General features: G+C 64.6%; 16 protein-coding genes and 1 pseudogene. 4 read left to right on the top strand and 13 right to left on the bottom strand.

Translation table 11 applies throughout. From position 1 onward, the window contains the following. Positions 1-71: 71 nt before the first annotated feature. The 7 genes from ABMA59_RS06615 to ABMA59_RS06585 all read right to left on the bottom strand — a co-directional run bounded on the left by ABMA59_RS06615 (position 72) and on the right by ABMA59_RS06585 (position 8066). Positions 72-1691 carry an AMP-binding protein gene (locus tag ABMA59_RS06615; RefSeq protein WP_349004513.1) on the bottom strand — a complete coding sequence of 540 codons (1620 nt, stop codon included), beginning with the start codon at positions 1689-1691 and terminating at the stop codon, positions 72-74. Further along, entirely contained in the window at positions 1692-2144 is a 453-nt protein-coding gene (locus tag ABMA59_RS06610) for a cupin domain-containing protein (protein WP_349004512.1), read from the bottom strand. It lies immediately after the preceding gene. A gap of 13 nt (positions 2145-2157) precedes the next feature. Then, on the bottom strand, positions 2158-3315 hold the full coding sequence (locus ABMA59_RS06605; protein WP_349004511.1) for an acyl-CoA dehydrogenase family protein: 1158 nt from the start codon (positions 3313-3315) through the stop codon (positions 2158-2160). A gap of 198 nt (positions 3316-3513) precedes the next feature. After that, a complete protein-coding gene (locus tag ABMA59_RS06600) occupies positions 3514-4317 on the bottom strand; it encodes an enoyl-CoA hydratase family protein (protein WP_349004653.1) in 804 nt (267 codons plus the stop codon). An 11-nt stretch (positions 4318-4328) separates the two neighbouring features. Next, a complete protein-coding gene (locus ABMA59_RS06595) occupies positions 4329-4805 on the bottom strand; it encodes a MarR family winged helix-turn-helix transcriptional regulator (protein WP_349004510.1) in 477 nt (158 codons plus the stop codon). Next, positions 4799-5557: an SDR family NAD(P)-dependent oxidoreductase gene (locus ABMA59_RS06590; RefSeq protein WP_349004509.1), complete on the bottom strand. Its 759-nt coding sequence runs from the start codon at positions 5555-5557 to the stop codon at positions 4799-4801. The genes ABMA59_RS06595 and ABMA59_RS06590 overlap by 7 nt, the downstream gene beginning before the upstream one ends. Positions 5558-5774: 217 nt before the next feature. Then, positions 5775-8066: a bifunctional salicylyl-CoA 5-hydroxylase/oxidoreductase gene (locus ABMA59_RS06585; protein WP_349004508.1), complete on the bottom strand. Its 2292-nt coding sequence runs from the start codon at positions 8064-8066 to the stop codon at positions 5775-5777. A 285-nt stretch (positions 8067-8351) separates the two neighbouring features. Here ABMA59_RS06585 and ABMA59_RS06580 point away from each other — a divergent pair, with 285 nt between their 5' ends. Beyond that, a complete protein-coding gene (locus ABMA59_RS06580) occupies positions 8352-9494 on the top strand; it encodes a pyridoxal-phosphate-dependent aminotransferase family protein (RefSeq protein ID WP_349004507.1) in 1143 nt (380 codons plus the stop codon). Between the two features lie 68 nt (positions 9495-9562). On the opposite strand, the gene ABMA59_RS06575 is transcribed toward ABMA59_RS06580, so the two are convergent. The 6 genes from ABMA59_RS06575 to ABMA59_RS06550 all read right to left on the bottom strand — a co-directional run bounded on the left by ABMA59_RS06575 (position 9563) and on the right by ABMA59_RS06550 (position 17008). Further along, positions 9563-9910 (bottom strand): ArsC family reductase, encoded by a 348-nt coding sequence (locus ABMA59_RS06575; RefSeq protein WP_349004506.1) that lies wholly within the window; start codon positions 9908-9910, stop codon positions 9563-9565. Between the two features lie 69 nt (positions 9911-9979). Next, positions 9980-11713: an indolepyruvate oxidoreductase subunit beta family protein gene (locus ABMA59_RS06570; RefSeq protein WP_349004505.1), complete on the bottom strand. Its 1734-nt coding sequence runs from the start codon at positions 11711-11713 to the stop codon at positions 9980-9982. Further along, entirely contained in the window at positions 11706-13859 is a 2154-nt protein-coding gene (locus ABMA59_RS06565) for a thiamine pyrophosphate-dependent enzyme (RefSeq protein WP_349004504.1), read from the bottom strand. Before ABMA59_RS06565 ends, ABMA59_RS06570 begins: the two co-directional genes overlap by 8 nt. Positions 13860-13881: 22 nt before the next feature. After that, positions 13882-14364, bottom strand: coding sequence for a MarR family winged helix-turn-helix transcriptional regulator (locus tag ABMA59_RS06560; protein WP_349004503.1), 483 nt, complete (start codon positions 14362-14364; stop codon positions 13882-13884). Next, positions 14364-15932 (bottom strand): phytoene desaturase family protein, encoded by a 1569-nt coding sequence (locus tag ABMA59_RS06555; RefSeq protein ID WP_349004502.1) that lies wholly within the window; start codon positions 15930-15932, stop codon positions 14364-14366. Before ABMA59_RS06555 ends, ABMA59_RS06560 begins: the two co-directional genes overlap by 1 nt. A 287-nt stretch (positions 15933-16219) precedes the next feature. Further along, positions 16220-17008, bottom strand: a complete 789-nt coding sequence (locus ABMA59_RS06550; protein ID WP_349004501.1) for a cyclase family protein — start codon at positions 17006-17008, stop codon at positions 16220-16222. A 118-nt stretch (positions 17009-17126) separates the two neighbouring features. Here ABMA59_RS06550 and ABMA59_RS06545 point away from each other — a divergent pair. From ABMA59_RS06545 to ABMA59_RS06535, 3 genes and pseudogenes are all read left to right on the top strand, one after another. Continuing rightward, a pseudogene (locus ABMA59_RS06545) lies at positions 17127-18688 on the top strand (phytoene desaturase family protein). Positions 18689-18748: 60 nt separating this feature from the next. Further along, a complete protein-coding gene (locus ABMA59_RS06540; protein ID WP_349004500.1) occupies positions 18749-19153 on the top strand; it encodes a RidA family protein in 405 nt (134 codons plus the stop codon). A 38-nt stretch (positions 19154-19191) separates the two neighbouring features. Next, on the top strand, positions 19192-20721 hold the full coding sequence (locus ABMA59_RS06535) for an ABC transporter substrate-binding protein (RefSeq protein ID WP_349004499.1): 1530 nt from the start codon (positions 19192-19194) through the stop codon (positions 20719-20721). The last annotated feature ends 106 nt before the right edge of the window (positions 20722-20827 follow it).

Below are 20827 nucleotides of genomic sequence, written 5' to 3'. Positions count from 1 at the left end.
CGACTTCTCAACCGCTGCGGCCTTTCTGCCGAAAGAAAGTAAACTGTCCCCTGCATCTAGATCGGCGACCATCATTCCCCCTCCCTCAACCTGAACCGCTGAATCTTGCCCGTCTGCGTCTTCGGTAAACCATCCACGAACTTCACCGAGCGGGGATATTTGTAAGGCGCGATCGTCGCCTTCACATGGTCCTGCAGGATCTTCCGCGTGAGATCGTTCGCCGAAACACCCTCGACCAGCACGACATGCGCCTCGACGATCTGCCCTCGGTCGACATCGGCGACGCCGATCACCGCGCATTCCCTGACATGGAGATGCGCCAGAAGTGCTGCCTCCACCTCCGGCCCGGCGATGTTGTAGCCCGACGAGATGATCATGTCGTCGGAGCGCGCAGCGAAGTGGAAAAACCCCGCCTCGTCCTGGATGAAGGAATCGCCGGTCAGGTTCCAGCCGCCGCGCACATATTTGCGCTGGCGATCGTCGGCCATGTAGCGGCAGCCGGTCGGCCCGCGCACCGCCAGCCGTCCGACCTCGCCGCGCGGCAGTTCGTTCATTTCGTCATCAACGATCTTCGCTTCGTAGCCGGTCACAGGCCGGCCGGTACTGGCAGGCATAGCATCAGCAAACCGGTTGGAGATAAAAATGTGCAGCATCTCGGTGGCGCCGATGCCGTCGAGGATCGGCTTGCCGGTCTTTTTCGTCCAGTCTTCGAACACCGGGGCCGGCAGCGTCTCGCCGGCCGACACCGCGACGCGCAGCGACGACAGGTCGGCGCCCTGATCCATTGCAGCCAGCATGGCGCGATAGGCGGTCGGCGCGGTGAAGGAGACCGTCGCACGGTATTTCTCGATGATCTCGACCATATTTGGCGGCGAGGCGTTTTCGAGCAGCGTCGCCGCAGCCCCGAAGCGCAGCGGAAAGATCGCCAACCCGCCAAGCCCGAACGTGAAGGCCAGAGGCGGCGAACCCACGAACACGTCTTCGGCGGTAACGCCAAGCACTTCCCTGGCATAGCCGTCGGCGATGATCAGCAGGTCGCGGTGGAAATGCATGGTCGCCTTCGGCACGCCGGTCGTGCCGGATGTGAAGCCGAGCAGCGCCACGTCGTCCCGGCCAGTCTTCACCGCCTCGTAGCGTACCGGCTTGTCCAGCGCGATGCGGTCGAGTTCGGCGTCATGGTTGGCCGTGCCGTCGAAACCGATCACTGCCTTGAGGAAACGGCTGTCCTTGGCGCAGGCGACCAGTTCGTCCTTGATACGGGTGTCACATAGAGCCAGCCCGATCTCGGCCTTGTCGACGATCTGCGTGAGTTCGCCGGCGCGCAGCATCGGCATGGTGTTGACCACCACCGCGCCGGCCTTGGTTGCGGCCAGCCAGCACGCAACCATGGCGGGGTTGTTCGCCGAGCGGATGAGCACGCGGTTACCCGGCTTGACGCCGTAGTTTTCCGTCAGCGCATGCGCCAGCCGGTTTGTCCAGTCCGCCAGTTCCTTGTAGGTGCGGCGGCGTCCGTTGCCGATCAGAGCGGTATGGTCGCCGAACCCCTTTTCGACCATGCGGTCGGTCAGTTCGACGGCCGCATTGAGGTGTTCGGGATAGTCGAAGCCTTCGAGCAGGAAATCTGGCCATTCCGCCGGAGGCGGCAGATTGTCCCGCGCAAAAGTGTCGGTGTGGGCGGAGGGACCGAGCATTTACGCGTTCGCTTCTTCCGGCAAAAAATCCACGTCGTGCTCGGCCGACAGCTTTATGATCGTCGGGATGTCGCTCTTGTCGTGCAGTTCTTCGAACAGCTCCTTGAGCCGGCCAGCCGGCGACACCCAGAACAAAGCGCGGCAAGGCTTGTCGGATTTGTTGAAATAGCCATGCGGGATACCGCGCGGCATGCGCACCAGATCACCGGCTTTCGCTGTCGACCACACGCCGTCGAGCTTCAGCTCGAGCTGGCCTTCCTGCACGAGGATGAATTCCTCCTGGTCGGGATGGATGTGGACCGGCACGAACTGGCCGGGCGCGCTGTTGGTCTCGAAGGCGAATGTGCTCTCGCACACCGCCTTTGGATAATAGGTCTGGCCGAGAATGTTCCACTTCACGCCGTCGAAGCCGGAGCCGTTGGCCGTGATGCCTTTTGCAAGTTCCTTCGTCATTGCCTTCCCCCTTTTATGCTTGTCTGAATTCCGAGAGCACCTGCCGTGCGATCACCACCTTCTGCACGTCCGATGCGCCTTCGTAGATGCGCAGCGCCCGTATCTCGCGATAGAGGCTTTCGACGATGTGGCCGCGCCGCACGCCGTCGCCGCCGTGAAGTTGCACGGCCTTGTCGATCACCTCCTGCGCCTTGTCGGTGGCAAAAAGTTTTGCCATCGCCGCCTCGCGGGTCACGCGCACCGCGCCCATGTCTTTTGTCCAGGCGGCACGATAGACCAGGAGTGCGGCCGCATCGACGTCGAGCGCCATGTCGGCGATGTGGCCCTGCACCATCTGCATTTCGGCGAGCGGCGCGCCGAACAGTTTTCGCTCGCTCGCCCTCGCGACGCTCTCGTCCAGCGCGCGCCGCGCGAAGCCGAGTGCCGCCGCGCCCACCGTCGAGCGGAAGACGTCGAGCACAGACATGGCGATCTTGAAACCGTCGCCTGGCTTTCCGATCATCGCCGAGGCGGGCAGGCGCGCTTCGTTGAAGACAAGCCGCGCCAGCGGATGCGGCGCGATCACCTCCAGCCGTTCAGCGATCTCCAGCTCCTTTGTGTCGGCCGGCGCGAGGAAGCAGGAAATGCCCCGCGCGCCCGGCGCCTCGCCGGTGCGGGCGAAGACGACATAGAGGTCGGCGATGCCTCCGTTGGATATCCAGGTTTTTTCGCCGTTGAGAACGTAGTCGCCGCCATCGCGTGTGGCCGTCATGTCCATATTGGCGACGTCCGAACCCGAACGCGGCTCCGACAGTGCAAAGGCCGAAATCGCTTCACCCCTGCGCGTTTTCGCCAGCCATTTCTTGTGCTCGTCGGAGCCGAACAGGCTGATTGCGCCCGTGCCGAGCCCCTGCATGGCGAAAGCAAAATCGGCCAGCCCGTCGTGCCGCGCCAGCGTCTCGCGCGTCAGGCACAGCGTGCGCACGTCGAGCGGCGCGGGATTGTCCGTGTCGATCGCTGTCGGCTTCAGCCACCCGCCCCGCCCGAGCATGATGACTAATTCACGGCAGGCGGCGTCGACGTCATGATGGTCGGCAGGCAGGTTCTTGGCGCACCACGCTTCGAGGCGCTGGGCAAGATCGCGGTGGCGGTCGTCGAAGAACGGCCAGTGGAGGAAGGAGCGGTCAGGCATGGTGGCTGCCTGTCGCTGATGTACCCCCCTCTGGCCTGCCGGCCATCTCCCCCTCAAGGGGGGAGATTGGCAGCTTCGGCAACACCGCTCGTTCTGCACCGCTGGCTATTGGCGAAACCCGAGCGGCCAGCCAATCTCCCCCCTTGAGGGGGAGATGGCCGGCAGGCCAGAGGGGGGTATCGGCGGTAACGCGCATCCTCAATCCCCCTGAAACACCGGCTTCTCTTTCGCCACGAACGCCCGGTACGCCCGCTCGAAGTCGCGGGTCTGCATGCAGATCGCCTGGGCCTGAGCCTCCGCCTCGATCGCCTGGTCAAGCCCCATCGACCATTCCTGGTTCAACTGCGTCTTGGTGATGCCATGCGCGAAGGTCGGGCCGGAGACGATGCGCGCCGCCATCTCCAGCGCGTCGGCCTCCAGCGCGTCGGCCGCGACCAGCCGGTTGTAAAAACCCCAGCGCTCGCCTTCCACCGCCGTCATGGTGCGGCCGGTGTACAGCAACTCGGCGGCGCGGCCCTGGCCGATGATGCGCGGCAGCATCGCGCAGGCGCCCATGTCGCAGCCGGCCAGACCGACGCGGGTGAACAGGAACGCCGTCTTCGCTTCCGGCGTGGCGATGCGGATGTCGGAGGCCATGGCGATGATCGCGCCGGCGCCGACCGCCACGCCGTCCACGGCGCAAATGATCGGCTTGCCGCAGTTCAGCATCGCCTTGACCAGGTCGCCGGTCATGCGCGTGAAGGCGAGAAGCTGCTTCATGTCCATGTCGACCAGCGGCCCGATGATCTCGTGCACATCGCCACCCGAGCAAAAATTGCCGCCATTGGGCAGGAACACGACGGCATCGACATCGTCGGCATAAACGAGGTCGCGAAATGTGTCGCGTAGTTCGGCGTAGGATTCGAAGGTCAGCGGGTTCTTGCGTTCCGGCCGGTCGAGCCGCACCCGTGCGATCCTGCCGTCAACCTGCCACAAAAAATGGTCCGGCTTCAGCCCGGCCATCTGCAAACCTTTCATTCGCGTCCCTCCCAGTTGCTGCGGAAGGATTTCAGCATGCCAGCCAGCCGCCGCGTCTCTTCCTCTGTCACTCCGCCCAGCAACTCGCCGATCCAGCCTTCATGCGCCGACGCCATGTCGCGGAAGACATGCGTGCCGCTCTCCGTCAGTCGCACCATCGAAGTGCGCCGGTCGCCGTTGCGCCGCGCCCGCGTCACCAGTCCTTCGGAAACCAGCCGGTCGACGATGCCGGTGACATTGCCGTTGGAGACCAGCAGGAAACGCGACAGGTCGCTCATCAGCATGCCTTCGGGCGCGCGGTAAAGTGCGGCCATCACGTCGAAGCGGGGGAGCGTGGTGTCGAAATCCTTCTTCAGCCGCTCGCGCAGTTCGGCCTCGATGGTGCGCGAGGCGCGCAGCAGGCGTATCCACAGCCGCAGCCGCTCCTTGCTGTCCTTCGAGATGTCGGGCGCGGAAAGCGGGGCGCTCACCATGTCTCGCCTCCCGAAACCGAAATCGTCTGTCCGGTGATCGAGCGCGCGGCATCAGAGCATAGCCACAGCACGGCCGCAGCCACCTCGTCCGGCTGGATGAAGCGGTTCTGCGGATTGGTCGCGGCCAGCGATTTCCGCGCATCCTCGACGCTGCGGCCGGTCTTCTCGACGATGCGCCGCACGGACTCTTCCAGCATGTCGGTCTCGACGAAGCCGGGGCACACCGCATTGACGGTCACGCCGGTCTTCGTGTTCTCGGCGGCCAGCGCCCGCATCAGCCCGACCACGCCGTGCTTCGCCGCCACATAGGGCGCGACATAGCCATAGCCTTTCAGCCCGGCGGTAGAGGCGACGAAGATTATCCGGCCCTGCTTGCGTTTCGCCATGGCGCCGAGCGCGGGTTTCACCGTCAGGAACGCGCCGGTGAGGTTGACGGCCAGCGTCTGCTGCCAGTCGGCCAGCGACACTTTTTGCGCCGGCGCGCTACTCGCCATGCCGGCATTTGCGACGACGATGTCGAACGGTCCGCGCGTCGCTTCCGCCTTTGCATGGAGGGCCTGCATCGAGGCCTCGTCCGTCACGTCGGCGGCGATCCCGTGAATCCGCTCGCTCTCCGCCGCCACGGCTTCCAGCTGCGCCTCGCGCCGCCCGCAGATGGTGACGTCGACGCCGTCGTTCGCCAGCGCCAGCGCGATCGCGCGGCCGACCCCCGAGCCGCCGCCCGTCACCAGCGCGTGGCGGAAGGGGGTCATGGGTTCGGCCTCGAAGATTGGCGCGGACCGAGCGGCCGACCTTCCCTCCCCCTTGAGGGGAGGGTGGCCGCGTAGCGGCCGGGTGGGGTCCAAGCGGCCGCGCTCCAACGTTCAGATTCAACAATGGAAAAAGAAGCATCGCGCACTGCCGCTCTGACCCCCTCTGGCCCTGCGGGCCATCTCCCCCTCAAGGGGGGAGAAATCGCCGCCGCCACCCTCATACCTTCAGCCCCATCGTCGCGGTGCGCTCGGCCAGCCGATAGATCTGGTCGCGGCCGGGCAGATACGGGTCGGGCCACTTCACGTCCCGGTCGTTCAGCGTCACGGCGGCATGCAGCGTCCAGTACGGGTCGGCGAGATGCGGCCGCGCAAGGCAAACGAGGTCGGCGCGCCCCGCCATCAGGATCGAGTTGACATGGTCGGGCTCGAAAATATTGCCGACGGCCATGGTCGCCATGCCGGTCTCGTTGCGGATTTGGTCGGAGAATGGTGTCTGGAACATGCGGCCATAGACCGGCCGCGCCCGGATCGAGGTCTGGCCGGCCGACACGTCGCAGATGTCGACGCCCGCCTTTTGCAGCATGCGCGCGATCTCCACCGCCTCGGCCGGCGTGACGCCGTCGCCGCCCACCCAGTCATTGGCGGAAATGCGCACCGAGATCGGCTTTTCCTGAGGCCACACGGCCCGCATTGCGTGAAAAACCTCCAGCGGATAGCGCATGCGGTTTTCCAGCGACCCGCCATAGTCGTCGCTGCGCCGGTTGGTCAGCGGCGTGATGAAGGACGACAGCAAATAGCCATGCGCCGCATGGATCTCCAGCATGTCAAAACCGCAACGCGCCGCCATCCCGGCCGACGCCACGAACTGGTCGCGCACCAGATCCATGTCGGCACGGCTCATCGGCTTCGGCGCCTGGTTGCGCGGCGACCACGGCACGTCGGAAGCGGCCATCACCGGCCAGTTGCCGGCGGCGAGAGGTGCGTCGCTTTCCTCCCAGCCGAGTTGCGTCGAGCCTTTCGGACCGGAATGCCCGACCTGCGCGCAGATCTTCGTATCGGTCTCGCGATGCACGAAATCCACCAGCCGCTTCCATGCAGCTTCGTGTTCCGGAGCATAGAATCCGGGACATCCGGGCGTGATCCGTCCTTCCGGCGACACGCAGGTCATCTCGATATAGATCAGCCCGGCGCCGCCCTTGGCGCGTTCGGCATAGTGGGCAAAATGCCAGTCGGTCGGACAGCCGTCGACGGCCTTGTATTGCGCCATGGGCGAGACGACCACGCGGTTGCGCACCACCATGTCGCGCAGCTTGAACGGCGCAAACATCGGCGCGCGGTTGAGATTGCCGGTGTTGCCCGCCTGCCGATGGAACCAGGCTTCCGCGTCGCCCAGCCATTCCGGATCGCGCAGCCTCAGATTCTCGTGGCTGATACGCTGCGAGCGCGTCAGCAGCGAATAGTTGAATTGCACCGGGTCGAGATGCAGGTAGCGCTCGACCTCCTCGAACCATTCGAGCGAATTGCGCGCCGCCGATTGCAGCTTCAGCACCTCGGTTCGCCGCGCGCTTTCGTATTTCTCGAAGGCGGCAGCAAGCGTCGGCTCCGAATGCACGTAGTCGGCCAGCGCCACCGCGCTCTCCAACGCCAGTTTTGTGCCCGAGCCGATGGAAAAATGTGCGGATGCCGCCGCGTCGCCCATCAGCGCGAGATTCTTGTGCGACCAGCGCTCGCACAAGACGCGTGGAAAATTGATCCAGGCCGAACCGCGAATGTGGTTGGCGTTGGTCATCAGCGCGTGGCCGCCGAGGTGCTTTTCGAAGATGCGCTCGCAGGTGGCGATCGATTCCTGCTGCGTCATCGCGCCGAAGCCGAAGCCGTCCCACGTCTCCCGGCTGCATTCGACGATGAAGGTCGCCGTCTCCGGGTCGAACTGGTAGGCATGCGCCCACACCCAGCCGTGCTCGGTCTTTTCGAAGATGAAGGTGAAGGCGTCGTCGAACTTCTGGTGCGTGCCCAGCCACACGAACTTGCATTTGCGCACGTCGATGTCCGGCTTGAACACCTCCGCGAAGGCCGCGCGGGAGCGCGAGTTCAGCCCGTCGGCCGCGACGACGAGATCGTGCGTCTCCATATAGGGTTTCGGATCTGGCACCTCGGTCTCGAACTGCAGTTTTATGCCCAGCTCGCGTGCGCGTCTCTGCAGCAGCGTCAGCAGCCGCTTGCGGCCGATGCCGCAGAAGCCATGGCCGGTCGACACGGTGCGCACGTCCTTGTGGATGACAGCGATGTCGTCCCAATAGGCGAAATAACGCTTGATCCAAACCGCGCTGACCGGGTCGTTCCTGGTCAGGTTCTCCAGCGTCTCCGCCGACAGCACGACGCCCCAGCCGAAGGTGTCGTCGGGCTTGTTGCGCTCGATCACGGTCACTTCGTTGGAGGAATCCCGCAACTTCATCGAAATCGCAAAATAGAGGCCGGCGGGGCCGCCGCCGAGAACCGCAACCTTCATCGGGCGATCTCCTCGTCGCCGCCGTAACCGGCGACGTGAATGCAAATTGCTCCATACAGTATCGCGCTCGAATCGAATTACTTCAAGCTTAAAATTTCGCAGTTAAGCGACAACTGGCTCGCGTCGAGCCAGGGTATTGCCGTCCGAATTTGAACGTGAGTGCGGTCTCGGAGAGGTACTAAATCCGATTTATCGCCTTCGTAAAATCTTTAAATTTTACTTAGCAAGGTCTATGAGCCCATATGTCCGCGCAACGGCACCGGCGATCCCGCAGAGGACAGAACCATGAATGCGTTTTCCAGGAATGCGTTTTCGACCGCCGCGTTTTCGCCGCCCGCGCGGCTGCTGATGGGGCCGGGGCCGTCCAACGTCGCGCCAGAGGTGCTGGCCGCGCAGGCGCAGCCCACCATCGGCCATCTCGACCCGGCCTTCGGCGAACTGATGGAGAGCATCAAGGACCAGTTGAAGGCGGCATTCCGCACGCAAAACCGCGTGACGTTTCCGCTGTCGGCGCCGGCCTCGCTCGCCATGGAGATGGCGCTGGTGACGCTGCTGGAACCCGGCGACACGGTTATCATTGCGCAGAACGGCGTGTTCGGCGCCCGCATGGCCGAGATCGCCCGGCGCACCGGCGCGGTGGTGAAACTGGTCGCCGGCGAATGGGGCCGGCCGGTCGATCCGCACGACGTGCGCTCGGCGCTGTCCGAGGCGCCGCATGCGAAACTTCTGGCCTTCGTGCACGCCGAGACCTCGACCGGCGCGCTTTCCGATGCGGCGACGCTGTGCAGGCTGGCGCGGGAGGCCGGCATGCTGAGCGTGGTCGACACGGTGACCGGTCTCGGCGGCGTGCCCGTCTCGGTGGACGAATGGGGCGCCGACGTCGTCTATTCCGGCACGCAGAAATGCCTGTCGGCTCCGCCGGGATTGGCGCCGATCACCTTCTCGGACCGGGCAGTATCAGCGGTGAAAGCGCGAACGACGCCGGTGCAGAGCTGGTTCCTCGATCTCAGCCTGATCCTTGGCTATTGGGACGGGGAGGGCGCCCGCTCCTATCACCACACCGCGCCGGTCAACGCGCTGTTCGGCCTGCACGAGAGCTTGCGGCGCCTGCTGTCGGAAGGGCTGGAAGCGGCCTGGGCACGGCACTGGGCGACGCATGAGCTTCTGGCCGAAATGCTGGAGGAACTGGATTTCACCTTCGTCGTTGACGCACCGTATCGTCTGCCGCAGCTCAACACGGTCTGGATACCGCAGGGCGTGAACGACGCGCCGACGCGGCGTCGGCTGCTCGACGAATTCGGCATCGAGATCGGCGGCGGGCTCGGGCCGCTGGCCGGAAAGATCTGGCGCATCGGCCTGATGGGCGAGACTTGCCGGGTGGAGAACGTCGAGCGCTTGGCGGAAGCTATTGCAGCGGTAAGAGGCTGAGGCGATCGCGCTTACCCGAGATTGCGCGCGAGGCATTTGAAGCGGAGGCTACGTAGCCTTCACCTGCATCATCCGATCGCCTGCTCATACACATCTGGCTTGAACCCGACCGTCAGCCTGCCGTCTATGTCGAGCACCGGCCTTTTGATCATGGTCGGATGTTTCAGCATCAGGCTCAGCGCTTTCGCCTCGTCGATCCCAACCTTTTCGGCGTCGGGCAGTTCGCGAAATGTCGTGCTGGATTTGTTGAGCAGCTTTTCCCAGCCGAGTTTTTTCACCCAGCCGCGCAATGTCGTCTCGTCCAGCCCCGCGGCCCGGTAATCGTGAAAGCGATATTTTTGGCCGTGACCGTCGAGCCAGGTCCAGGCTTTTTTCATCGTGTCGCAGTTCTTGATGCCGTAGATGGTGATGAGCAAGGCGGGCTCCCTGAATCGATGGATGCGCCTTTGTATGAGCCATCGGCACGATTGGCTATCGCGATCGATCTACTGTCCCAACGACGCCACGGTCTTCAGCGCGCCGTCGAGCAGGTCGCCCTTCTCATCCTTCAGCGCCGCCTCGCGCAGCCGGCGGATCCAGTCGGCGGCGTCGGGACGGCCCTCCACGAGATTGAGGCCGGAGAGAACGCGGTCGAATTTCGACTGGGCGCGGACGTGAGTGTCGGAATAGCCCTTGATCAGCCGGCGGCATTCGAGGATCTCGACGGCGAGCGCATAATCCTTGCTAACATGTTCGAGCGCCAGTGCGTACCAGCGCTCCAGATGCTCGGTTTCCACGGCGTGGCGCAGCAGCTTTCGGCGCCAGCGGCGCAGGCCGCCGATGACCCATAGCGTGGCGAAGCCTGCCATACCGTCGGTGCGGACATGACGGCCGCGATTGATGCGGCGGTCGAGCCAGGCGGCAAGTTTTGGCCGCGCCTCGATGTAGCGGCCGAGACCGGCTGGCATCGTGCCGCAGAATTCCTCGATGCGCGGATGGAAATATTCGGTGACGCGCAGCACGTTCTCGTTCCTGACGCCGACCTCACGGCGCACGCGCGCCGCACGGGTCGAGCGGGTCTTCAGGTCGGCGACGCGGATCATGTCGTCGTAGCACATGGCGTTGGCGAGATGTTTTGCCGCCACGATCGACAGCGCATAGCCATGCACCGGACCGTCAAGCGCCACGGCGCGGGCCAGCCTGTCAAGATATTCGCTGCCATAGGCGAGGTCCTGGTAGTCGACGACCTTCTTCAGGCCCCGAGCCGCCATCTCGCGGACAGGTTCGGGAAGGCGTTCGACGCGAGCGGCGAGCGATTGCCAGCCGGCGAGTTGCGCAGCGGGGCCGGAGACCTGGAGTTGGGAGGCGTCGGCGTCGCCGCTTTTCGGACTGCCGGCGGAGCCGGCAGAGACCCCCACCCCTGACCCCTCCCCACAAGGGCGAGGGGAACCCTGCGGCGATGCGCTGTTCCCACCGTCACCGGCCTTGCTCGACAGAGCGGCCGGCGAATCCCCCTCCCCCTTGTGGGGAGGGGTTAGTGGTGGGTGTAACGTCGCTGACGATTCGGACGAAGATCGGCTCGTTCCCCCCGCCCTCTCATACGCACCCGCAAACGCGGCAAGACTCTGCTTGACGCCGCGCCCGCCGGCACCGATCGCCTGCTCGTAGCTTTCGCGCGGGAACGGCAGGGCGCCGCAGCCGGCCAGCGCGCCGAGCAGGCTGGCCGAGATGACGGAACCCGCCTGAACGGCGATTCTCTCCATGTCGAAGGTGACGAAGCGTTTGGACGCGGCTTCGGCAGCGGCCAATACCTTCGGAGAGGAGGCGCGGCCGTCGCCCGGTTCGATCTTTTCCGACACGGCAGCGATGCGATGCGAGGACGAAATCAGCGTCGTGCGGTCGGGCGTGACGAAGCCGCGCATGATGGCGCGGCCCGCTTCCATCAGTTCGGCGGCGATCAATATGTCGACGTCGCCCTGCGCCGGCGACAGCGCGAATACCGGGCGGCGGCCGGTGTCGCGGCACATCTCGATGTAATAGATGGTGGCGCCGGTGCGCTGGGCGACGCCGGCGACCGAGGTCGATTGCGCGAGGTAGCCGCTGCGCTCGGCCGCATCAACGATCCAGTCGGCGAGCACGCCGCCGCCCTGGCCGCCGACGGCGAGCATGGCGAGCTTTATGATCTCGCCGTCAGCCGGGACATGCGTGCCTTCGGGCAGGATGATGGCTGCCTCAGGCATCGGCGAAGGTCAGCCGCCGGGACTCGCGGAAACGCTGCAGCACGCCGATCGCCTTACGGCGCATACGGTCGAGGAAACGGTCCCACCCACCCGGATTGTGGACCGTATCGGCGCGGTAGAAGGACGGGCAGAGCACCGCCGCGTCCGCCACCTCGCCGCAATTGCCGCAGCCGACGCAGCTCTGGTCGATATGGGCGACCGGATCGTCGCGCAGCGGATCGTCCAGCGATTTCACCGACAGCGACGGGCAGCCGGACAGCCTCATGCAGGCATGGTCACCGGTGCAGATGTCCTCATCGACGCCGAAGCGCGGTTTCACCACCGTCTCGCCGGCATGAACCGCCTTGTCCAGCAGCGGGCGCTCGCGGCGCTGGCGGTTCAGCATGCATTCGGACGAGGCGACGATGACTTTCGGGCCCTTCTCCTCTGTGGTCAGCGCTTCCTTCAGCGTCGCCCGCATCTTCGACACGTCATAGGTGCGGTCGATGTGGCGCACCCATTTCACGCCCATGCCTTTCACCGCTTCGGTGATTGGATGTTTCGTCGACTTCGAGCGGTTGCTGGCGCGTGACGACAGAATGTCCTGGCCGCCGGTCGCAGCGGAATAAAAATTGTCGACCACGACGATGACGCCGTCATTGCGGTTGAACACAGCATTGCCGATCGAGGAGGTCAGGCCGTTGTGCCAAAAACCACCGTCGCCGACGAAGGAGATGGAGCGTTTTCTTGCATCTGGCGAATTGAAGGCGGAGGCGGAAGCCGGGCCGAGGCCGTAGCCCATCGTCGTGGCGCCAAGCTCGAAGGGCGGCATAATCGAGAACAGATGGCATCCGATGTCGGAGGCGATATGGTGTTTGCCGAGTTCCTTCTCGACCAGTTTTGTCGCCGCGAAGATCGGGCGTTCGGGGCAGCCGGTGCAGAAGCCGGGCGGTCTTGCGGGCACGACGCGCGACAGGTCCGGGACCTCGTGGCCGGTGCTGGCCTTGTTGGGCGCGCGCACCGCGGCGGGCAGCATCGCCGGCGCTTCGGCGCGCAGGAAGGCGCCGAGCCCGTCGAGCATCACCTTGCCGGTATATTCGCCGGCCATCGGCAAATATTCCTTGCCGACCAGTTTTGTGTCGCGCCCTGCCTTGTGCAGCATGGCGGCGAAAGCCTGCTCGATATAGTTGGGTTGCCCTTCCTCGACGACAAGCACCGCATCCTTGCCCTCGCAGAACGACAAAAACTCGTCGTCGACCAGCGGATAGACGGCGTTGAGCACGTAAAGCGGAATTTGTGTGTCGCCGAAATTGTCGGCGAGCCCGATGCGCTGCAGCGCGCGGATGACGGCATTGTACATGCCGCCCTGCATGACGATGCCGACCGAGCCGTATTCGGCGCCGAAGAACTCGTTGATCTTGTTGCGGCGGATGAAGTCGACGGCCGCGGGCCAGCGCTTTTCCACCTTCTCCTTCTCATGCAGGAAGGAGGCTGGCGGCAGCACGATGCGGCCGGTGTCGCGGCGCGGTGCCGAAAGCGCATCGGCCACCGTCATGGCCGGGCGCTTGTTCTCCTTGGCGATGAACTGGCCGTGGACATGGCAGCAGCGGATGCGCACCTCCATCATCACCGGCGTGTTGGAGGCTTCCGAGAGTTCGAAGCCGTCCTCGACCGCCTTGACGATCGACGGCAGGTTGGGCCGTGGATCGAGCAGCCAGACCTGGCTCTTCATGGCGAAGGCGTGGCTGCGCTCCTGCATGATCGAGGAGCCCTCGCCATAGTCCTCGCCGCAGATGATCAGCGCGCCGCCGGTGACGCCGCCGGAGGCGAGGTTGGCCAGCGCATCCGAGGCGACATTGGTGCCGACGGTGGACTTGAAGGTCGCCGCCCCCCGGATCGGGTAGTGGACCGAGGCGGCCAGCATGGCGGTGGCGGTAGCCTCCGAGGCACTCGCCTCGAAATGCACGCCGAGTTCGCCCAGAATGTCCTGCGCGTCGGCGAGCACGTCCATCAGATGGCTGATCGGCGCGCCCTGGTAGCCGCCGACATAACCCACGCCACATTGCAGCAGCGCCTTGGTGATGGCCAAAATGCCTTCGCCGGAAAATTCCTCACCGGCGCCGAGGCGGAGTTTTTTGACTTCCTCTGCGAAGGACCGTTCAGCCATGTGGCGTCTCCATACGGACGTCCTAGATCTCGTGCTTGCGAATGTTCTTCAGCATCTTTTGCAGCGTCACGATGAGCGCCGAATATTCGGCCTCGTCGATGTCCTCGAACATCGCTTCGAAAGCGGCATGCATGGCCGGCCAGGCGCGGCCGAATTCGGCACGGCCGTCGTCGGTGAGAAACACCTTTCGCACGCGGCTGTCGGTCTCGCCGGTCTCGCGGCGCACCAGCCCATGCGCCTCCAGTGCGTCCAGCGTCCGCGACAGCGTCGACTGCTCGATGACCGTGTAGACCGACAGGTCGCCGACCGTGACGCCGTCCATCACCGAAAGCACAGCCAGCGTTCGCACCTGCGGGATGGTGCGGTGCTGGCGCCGGAAATCCTCGCGCAGCGTGGCGTTGTAGCGGCCCATGATGCGGTTCATCAGATAGGGCGCGAATTGCTGCAGCCCGATCTGGCCGAGCGTCGAGATGGGCGCGCGTTTTTCCGCGACCTTCTGATCCATCAGAGCCTACTCCCGAGAAGGAAGCCGGACCCGCCGCCAAGCCCCGCGCCGGGATGGGTGGACGCGCCGATGTGATAAAGGCCCTTCACGTCGGTCTCGTGATTGCGCGTTCCTTTGAACGGCCGCCACAGGAATGCCTGGTCGATGGTCGACGAACCGCCATAAGGGTCGCCGCCGACCAGATTGATGTTCATCGCCTGGAGATCGGCCGGCGAATAGCTTTTTCGCGCGATCACGGTTTCCTTAAAGCCGTCGATATGGCTGGCAAGGATCGTCTCGGCGCGGTCGGCGAACGCCTCGCGCAGTTTTTCCGTCCAGCCGCCATCGGCGATGACCAGTTTTCCGGCGGCATCGCCCTTGATGCGGCACGGCGCCTCGGGAAGCTGCAGCCACAGGATCGCCTTGCCCTGAGGGCAGCGCGAGGGGTCGAGCACATGCGGCTGGCCGACGCAGATGGTCGGCGTTTCAGGGAGCATTCCGCGTGCCGCCTCGTTGCAGGCCTTCGACACGCCGTCGAGGCCGGGCGTGAGGTGCAGCAGCGCCACCTGGCCCAGCCCTTCGCCCTTCCAGGCCGGCGGACGGTCGAGCGCGTAGTGGATCTGGAAATTGCCCTTGCCGTAGCGATAATTCTTCACCGCGTCCGGTTCGCCGGCGGGTTTCGCGCCGCCGAGCAGCCGGTCGTAAAGCTGCGTCGGCGTGACCGAGCAGATGACGCCCTTCGATGCCGATATTTCCTGGCCGGAGGCAAGCCGCACGCCGGTGGCGCGGCCGCCGGCCTGTACGATCGAGGCAACGTCCGCGCCGGTGCGGATTTCGCCGCCGCGCTCGCGGATCAGCATTTCGAAGGCCGACAGCAGGTTGTTGCCGCCGCCCTTGACGATCGACGCGCCCGCCGCCTCCAGCGCAAAGGCGATGACCTTGGCGATCTGGCCGGAAAACGCATCTTCCGGGCCAAGGCCGGCATGCAGCACCCACGGCGCCCAGAGGGCGCGGGTGAGATCGGATTCGTAGCCGGTCTCCAGCCAGCCGCGTGCCGGCACCAGCGCCTCGCCCAGAAAGGCCGCCAGCCCGCGCGGGCCGCGCCGCCATGCCTCGGCCGCCAGAAGCTTGAAGGTCGGATAGCTCCAGAGATTACCGCCGAGCAGCGAAAACAGCAGGCCGGCATTGCGCTCGATCCCGCCGACGTCGCTTGCGTGCCGGTCGCCGTCGCCCGGCTCGACGGCGTTGAGGGCTGCGATGTTGGCGGCACGGTCGGTGCGGATGACCGCATGGCTGCCGTCCGGCCGCAGCACGCCGGTCGGTGTGGCCGTGTGGCAGAACTCCAGGCCGTGTCGCGCGAGGTCGGCCCCAAGCACCGCATAGGCCGGACCGGTGATGAACAGCACGAAGGTCGTCGCCATCACGTCGTGGACGAAACCCGGCGCGGTGATCTTCTCCGTGCGGATGCAGCCGCCGATGCGGTCATTGCGCTCCAGCACAAGGACTTTTCGGCCCTTGCCGCCAAGGACGGCGGCGCAGACCAGGGCGTTGATCCCGCTGCCGACGATGATGTGATCGGGGGCGGTCAAGGGTGATCCCAGCTTGGGTAGAAAAGAGAGAACAGCGCTCTATGTTGCCCCTCTCTGTCCTGCCGGACATCTCCCCCACAAGGGGGGAGAGTGGCTGCGGCTGTCGAGCCGCTCCCCCTGCAACGTTGGCGATTGGCGAAACCAAGGTGGCCAGCCACTCTCCCCCCTTGTGGGGGAGATGTCCGGCAGGACAGAGAGGGGCAACGTAGAGCGCGACTGCTGGCCCTTACGGTGACCGTCGTCCTTACCTTGAACAATTGCATGACCTTCTCCGAGGTCGCCGAAAACTACCTCGCCACCAGCGCCAGCGCGCGGATCGGGCTGCCGGTGCCGTGTTCGATCTTCAACGGTGCGACGATCAGCACGGCGCCCTTCGGCGGCAGCTTGTCGAGGTTGCACAGGCTGGCGAGGCCGTATTTGTTGGCCTTGTGCATCAGCGTGTGGGCCGGAAACGGCGGCTCCATGCCGCCGGCCTTGCCGGCGTCGGTGCCGATTGTCTGCGAGCCCCAGCCGGCGACGTCCTTCTCGATCAGGTACATGATCGCCTCGGCGGTCGGGCCGGGTGTATGCGGGCCGGTCTCGTTGGCGTTGAGGAATTCCGCTTCGGAGCCGCCGTGGCGGTCCCAGTCGGTGCGCATCACCACCCATTCGCCGGGATTGATGGCGCCGTGTTTCGCCTCCCACGCCTTGATGTGGTCGACGGTGAGCAGGAAGTCCGCATCGGCGGCGGCCTCATTGGAGCAGTCGATGACGTTGACCGGGCCGACGAATTTCTGGACCGGAATGGTGTCGGTGGCGCCGTCGGCATAGTCCTTGCCGGAAATCCAGTGGATCGGCGCGTCGAAATGCGTGCCGGAATGCTCGCCGAGCTTCAGCCAGTTCCAGGCCCACCACGGACCCTGCTTGTCGTATTCGGAAATCTTGTGGATCTCGACCTTGGGCGTGTCGACGCCAAGGTCCGGCGGCAGCTTGATCAGCGGCGTGTCGGGTCCGAGAACGCCCGTCAGGTCGACCACCTCGATGCCGCCCGAAAGCAGCTGGCCGGCGAGCTCGCCGAGAAGTTTCTGCGTGTCCATGTTTCAGTTCCCTCTTAGCCGGAATGTCCGAAGGCTCGTGTCGGCCCTTAATATGCTACTAGACGAAAACATATGCATCTGCAATTATCTTTAAGCCTAAAGCAAATTGGGTGGGGGCGTGAGCGAGTTCGACGCCATACTGGTCGGGGCCGGCCACAACAGTCTGGCCTGCGCCGCGCATCTGGCCCGCAAGGGCTGGAAAGTCGGCGTTTTTGAACACAATTCGACGCTCGGTGGTGCTGTAAGGACAGAGGAATACACGCTTCCCGGTTATCGCCACGACTTTGGCGCGATGAATTTGAGCCTGTTTGCCGGCTCGGCCTTTCACCAGATGTATGCAAATGAATTGAAATCGCATGGGCTCGAATTCGCGCCCGTGGCCGATTGTTTCGCCAGCGTTTTCCCCGACGGCAAATGGTTCGGAGTCAGCACCGACCTGGAAAAGACGGCGGCGCGCATCGCGGCTTTCTCGCCCGCCGATGCCGATGCTTGGCGCGAGCTGGTGGCGGCGTTTCCGGGCGAGGCGGAACACCTGTTCCGGCTGCTGGGCTCGCCGATGGGTTTTCGCGCTCTGGCCGGCACCGGCTGGAATCTGTGGCGCAAGAAAGGCGTCTCCGGCGCGCTCGACACCGCCCGCCTGCTTCTGTCGTCGCCGCGTGCCTGGCTGAACGAGAATTTCACGTCGCCGCATGTGAAGGCGACACTGGCCGCCTGGGGCATGCATCTCGACTTCGCGCCGGACATTTCGGGCGGCGCGGTGTTCCCCTATCTCGAATCCATGGCCAACCAGAGCTTTGGAATGGTCATCGGCAAGGGTGGCGCCGATACGATGATCCGCGCGCTGGAGAAGATGATCACGTCCGCCGGCGGAAAAATCTTCGCTGGCGCCGAAGTGGCCGAGGTGACGCGATCCGGCGGCAAGGCGACGGGAATTCGTCTGGCTTCGGGCGAGACGCATATGGCCCGCAAGGCGGTGATCGCCGGTGTGGCGCCAAACGCGCTGGAAAAGCTGCTGCAAAACGGCTCAGGCGATGCCGGCTTCGACACGGCCATGAAAAAGTTTCGCCATGCGCCGGGCACGATGATGCTGCATCTGGCGCTCGACGGACTGCCGGACTGGAATGCCAGCGCCGAGCTGAAAAGCTTCGCCTATGTCCACATCGCGCCGTCGCTCGACCAGATGGCGAAGACCTATCAACAGGCCATCGCCGGCCTGCTGCCTGACGAACCGGTCTTGGTGGTCGGCCAGCCGACGGCCGTCGATCCCTCCCGCGCTCCGGCCGGAAAGCATGTGTTGTGGGTGCAGGTGCGCGCTCTGCCGGCCGAAATTCTCGGCGACGCGGCGGGCGAGATTGCGCCGGCGGCCTGGGATGCGGTGAAGGATCGTTACGCAGAGCGCGTGCTCGACATCATCGAGCGCAACGCGCCGGGGCTGCGCGCCAAAATCCTCGGCCGCGCGGTCTTCTCGCCTCTCGACCTCGAGCGCGAGAACCCGAACCTTGTCGGCGGCGACCAGATCTGCGGCAGCCACCATATCGCGCAGAATTTTCTGTTCCGGCCGGCGCGCGGCTTTGCCAAATGGAACACGCCGGTGGAGAATTTTCACCTGACCGGTGCGGCGACCTGGGCACCGGCGCGGGATCGGGCTTTTTGCTCGCCCGGCAACTTGCGGGCGGTTGAGACGACGGACGAATATGAAGGCCGCCTCAGCGGGCCGGCGAGGAATGACTGGAGATGCCGATGAAACGCAAACCGATCAATCCGGAAACCATGTACAAGGCGACACCGTACGGGTTTTCTCATGCGGTGGAGCAGAATGGCGGGCGCACGCTGCACATGTCCGGCCAGGTGGCGTGGAATGCGGCTGGTGAACTCGTCGGCCCCGGCGATCTGGCCGCCCAGGCGCGGCAGGCGCTTGCCAATCTGAGGCAGGTTCTGGCCGAAGTCGGCGCTACGCCAGCCAACATCGTGCGGCTGAGAACATATGTCGTCGGCCACACGCCGGACAAGCTCGGCCCGGTCACCGAAGAGATATTAGCTTTCTACGGCGACACTGTGCCTGCCGCCAACACGTGGATCGGGGTGCAGGCACTCGCAATGCCGGATTTCCTGATCGAGATCGAGGCAACGGCGGTTCTAGACTGAAATTCCAGAGCATAATCAACAATATGGGGAACTCTATCATGACAATGAACAGACGCGAACTTCTTGGCTACGGCGCCTCGGCGCTTGGCGTGGCGGCGATCGGCGTCCCGTCCATCGCACGGGCGCAGGCCAACGAACTCACCATCGCCTACAACGTAAACCTGCCTTCCTGGGACCCCACCACCGGCCCCTCCGCGGTCAACCCCACCATCCAGGGCATCTACCAGTCGGTCTTCGACCAGTTCATCCCGCAGGCGCCCGACCTGTCCTTCGGCCCCGGCCTGCTGACCCAGTGGGGCTGGAACCAGGACCGCACCAAGGTGATGATGACGGTGCGCGAGGGTGTGACCTGGCACGACGGTTCGCCGTTCACCGCCGAGGACATCGTCTGGTCGCTGCAGCGGGCCGGCGACGAGAAGACCGGCAACCCGATCCAGTTCGTCTGGAAGAACGTCAACAACTTCAAGATCGACGGCAACACCATCACCGGCGATGTCGTCCAGTTCGACCCGGTCTATTTCAAGTGGATGTCGTTCCTCACCGGCTACGTGCTGCCGAAGGCCTACTACGAGAAGGTCGGCGCGGAAGGGTTCGAGGCCAAGCCCATCGGCACCGGCCCCTACATGGTCGACAAGTTCGAGCGCAACGCCTTCCTGCGGCTGAAGGCCAACCCCAACTACTGGGGCGGCAAGCCGGCCTTCGAGAACGTCACCATCAAGTTCGTCACCGACGCGGCGAGCCGCGTTGCCGAGATCGAATCCGGCTCCTCGCAGGTCACGCTCGAAATCCCCTACGAGGAATATGACCGGCTGATCGCCAAGGACGGCCTGGCCGGCTCCAGCGACACCGTCTCCGACATAGGCATGATCTTCTTCAACGATATCGACGTGATGAACGACGCCAACGTGCGCAAGGCGGCCGTCATGTCGGTGGACAAGAAGCTCCTGGTCGACCGCCTGCTGCGCGGCTACGGCCTGCCCATCGACACGCTGGAGACGCCGGAATACGCGGCCTTCGATCCGTCGATCAAGGTCGAGTACAATCCGGAAAAGGCCAAGGAACTGCTCGCCGCCTCGGGTTATTCCACCGACAAGCCGGTGAAATTCACCATCCAGACCACCAAGGGTTTTAAGCCCAAGGACTACGAGATGATCCAGGCGATCGTCGGCATGTGGCGTAAGGTAGGCATCGAGGCCAATATCGAGGTCTACGAGATCGCAAAGCACTACGAACTGCGCGCCGCCGACCAGTTGGCGCCCGCCGCCTTCTACAACTGGGGCAATTCGATCGGCGACCCGACCACCTCGACCGGCTTCGCCATGTACGGGCCGAGCCCGCATTCGGTGTGGGACGGCAAGGACGTCATCGACGCCATCAACCCGCTGTGGGCCGAGAAGGACGAGGCGAAACGCATCGAAGGCTGGAAGGCGGTCGACAAGCTCATCGCCGAAAACGCCTATGTGCTGCCGCTACTGCAATATGCGCAGCCGATCGTGCATGCCAAGGGCGTGAAAGTGGTGCCGCACAAGTCGGGTGCGCTGCTGCCGGCGCTGATGACGCCGGCGTGAGGGTGCTGCTACCTGCATTCTAGCAATTCCGTGGTCGGCGCGCTTCGCACCCCCCTCTGGCCTGCCGGCCATCTCCCCCTCAAGGGGGGAGATCGGCTGGCCGCTT

Source organism: Mesorhizobium yinganensis, from assembly GCF_040081985.1.
Lineage (GTDB): Bacteria > Pseudomonadota > Alphaproteobacteria > Rhizobiales > Rhizobiaceae > Kumtagia > Kumtagia yinganensis.
This window is presented reverse-complemented; position numbering and strand designations above follow the sequence as displayed.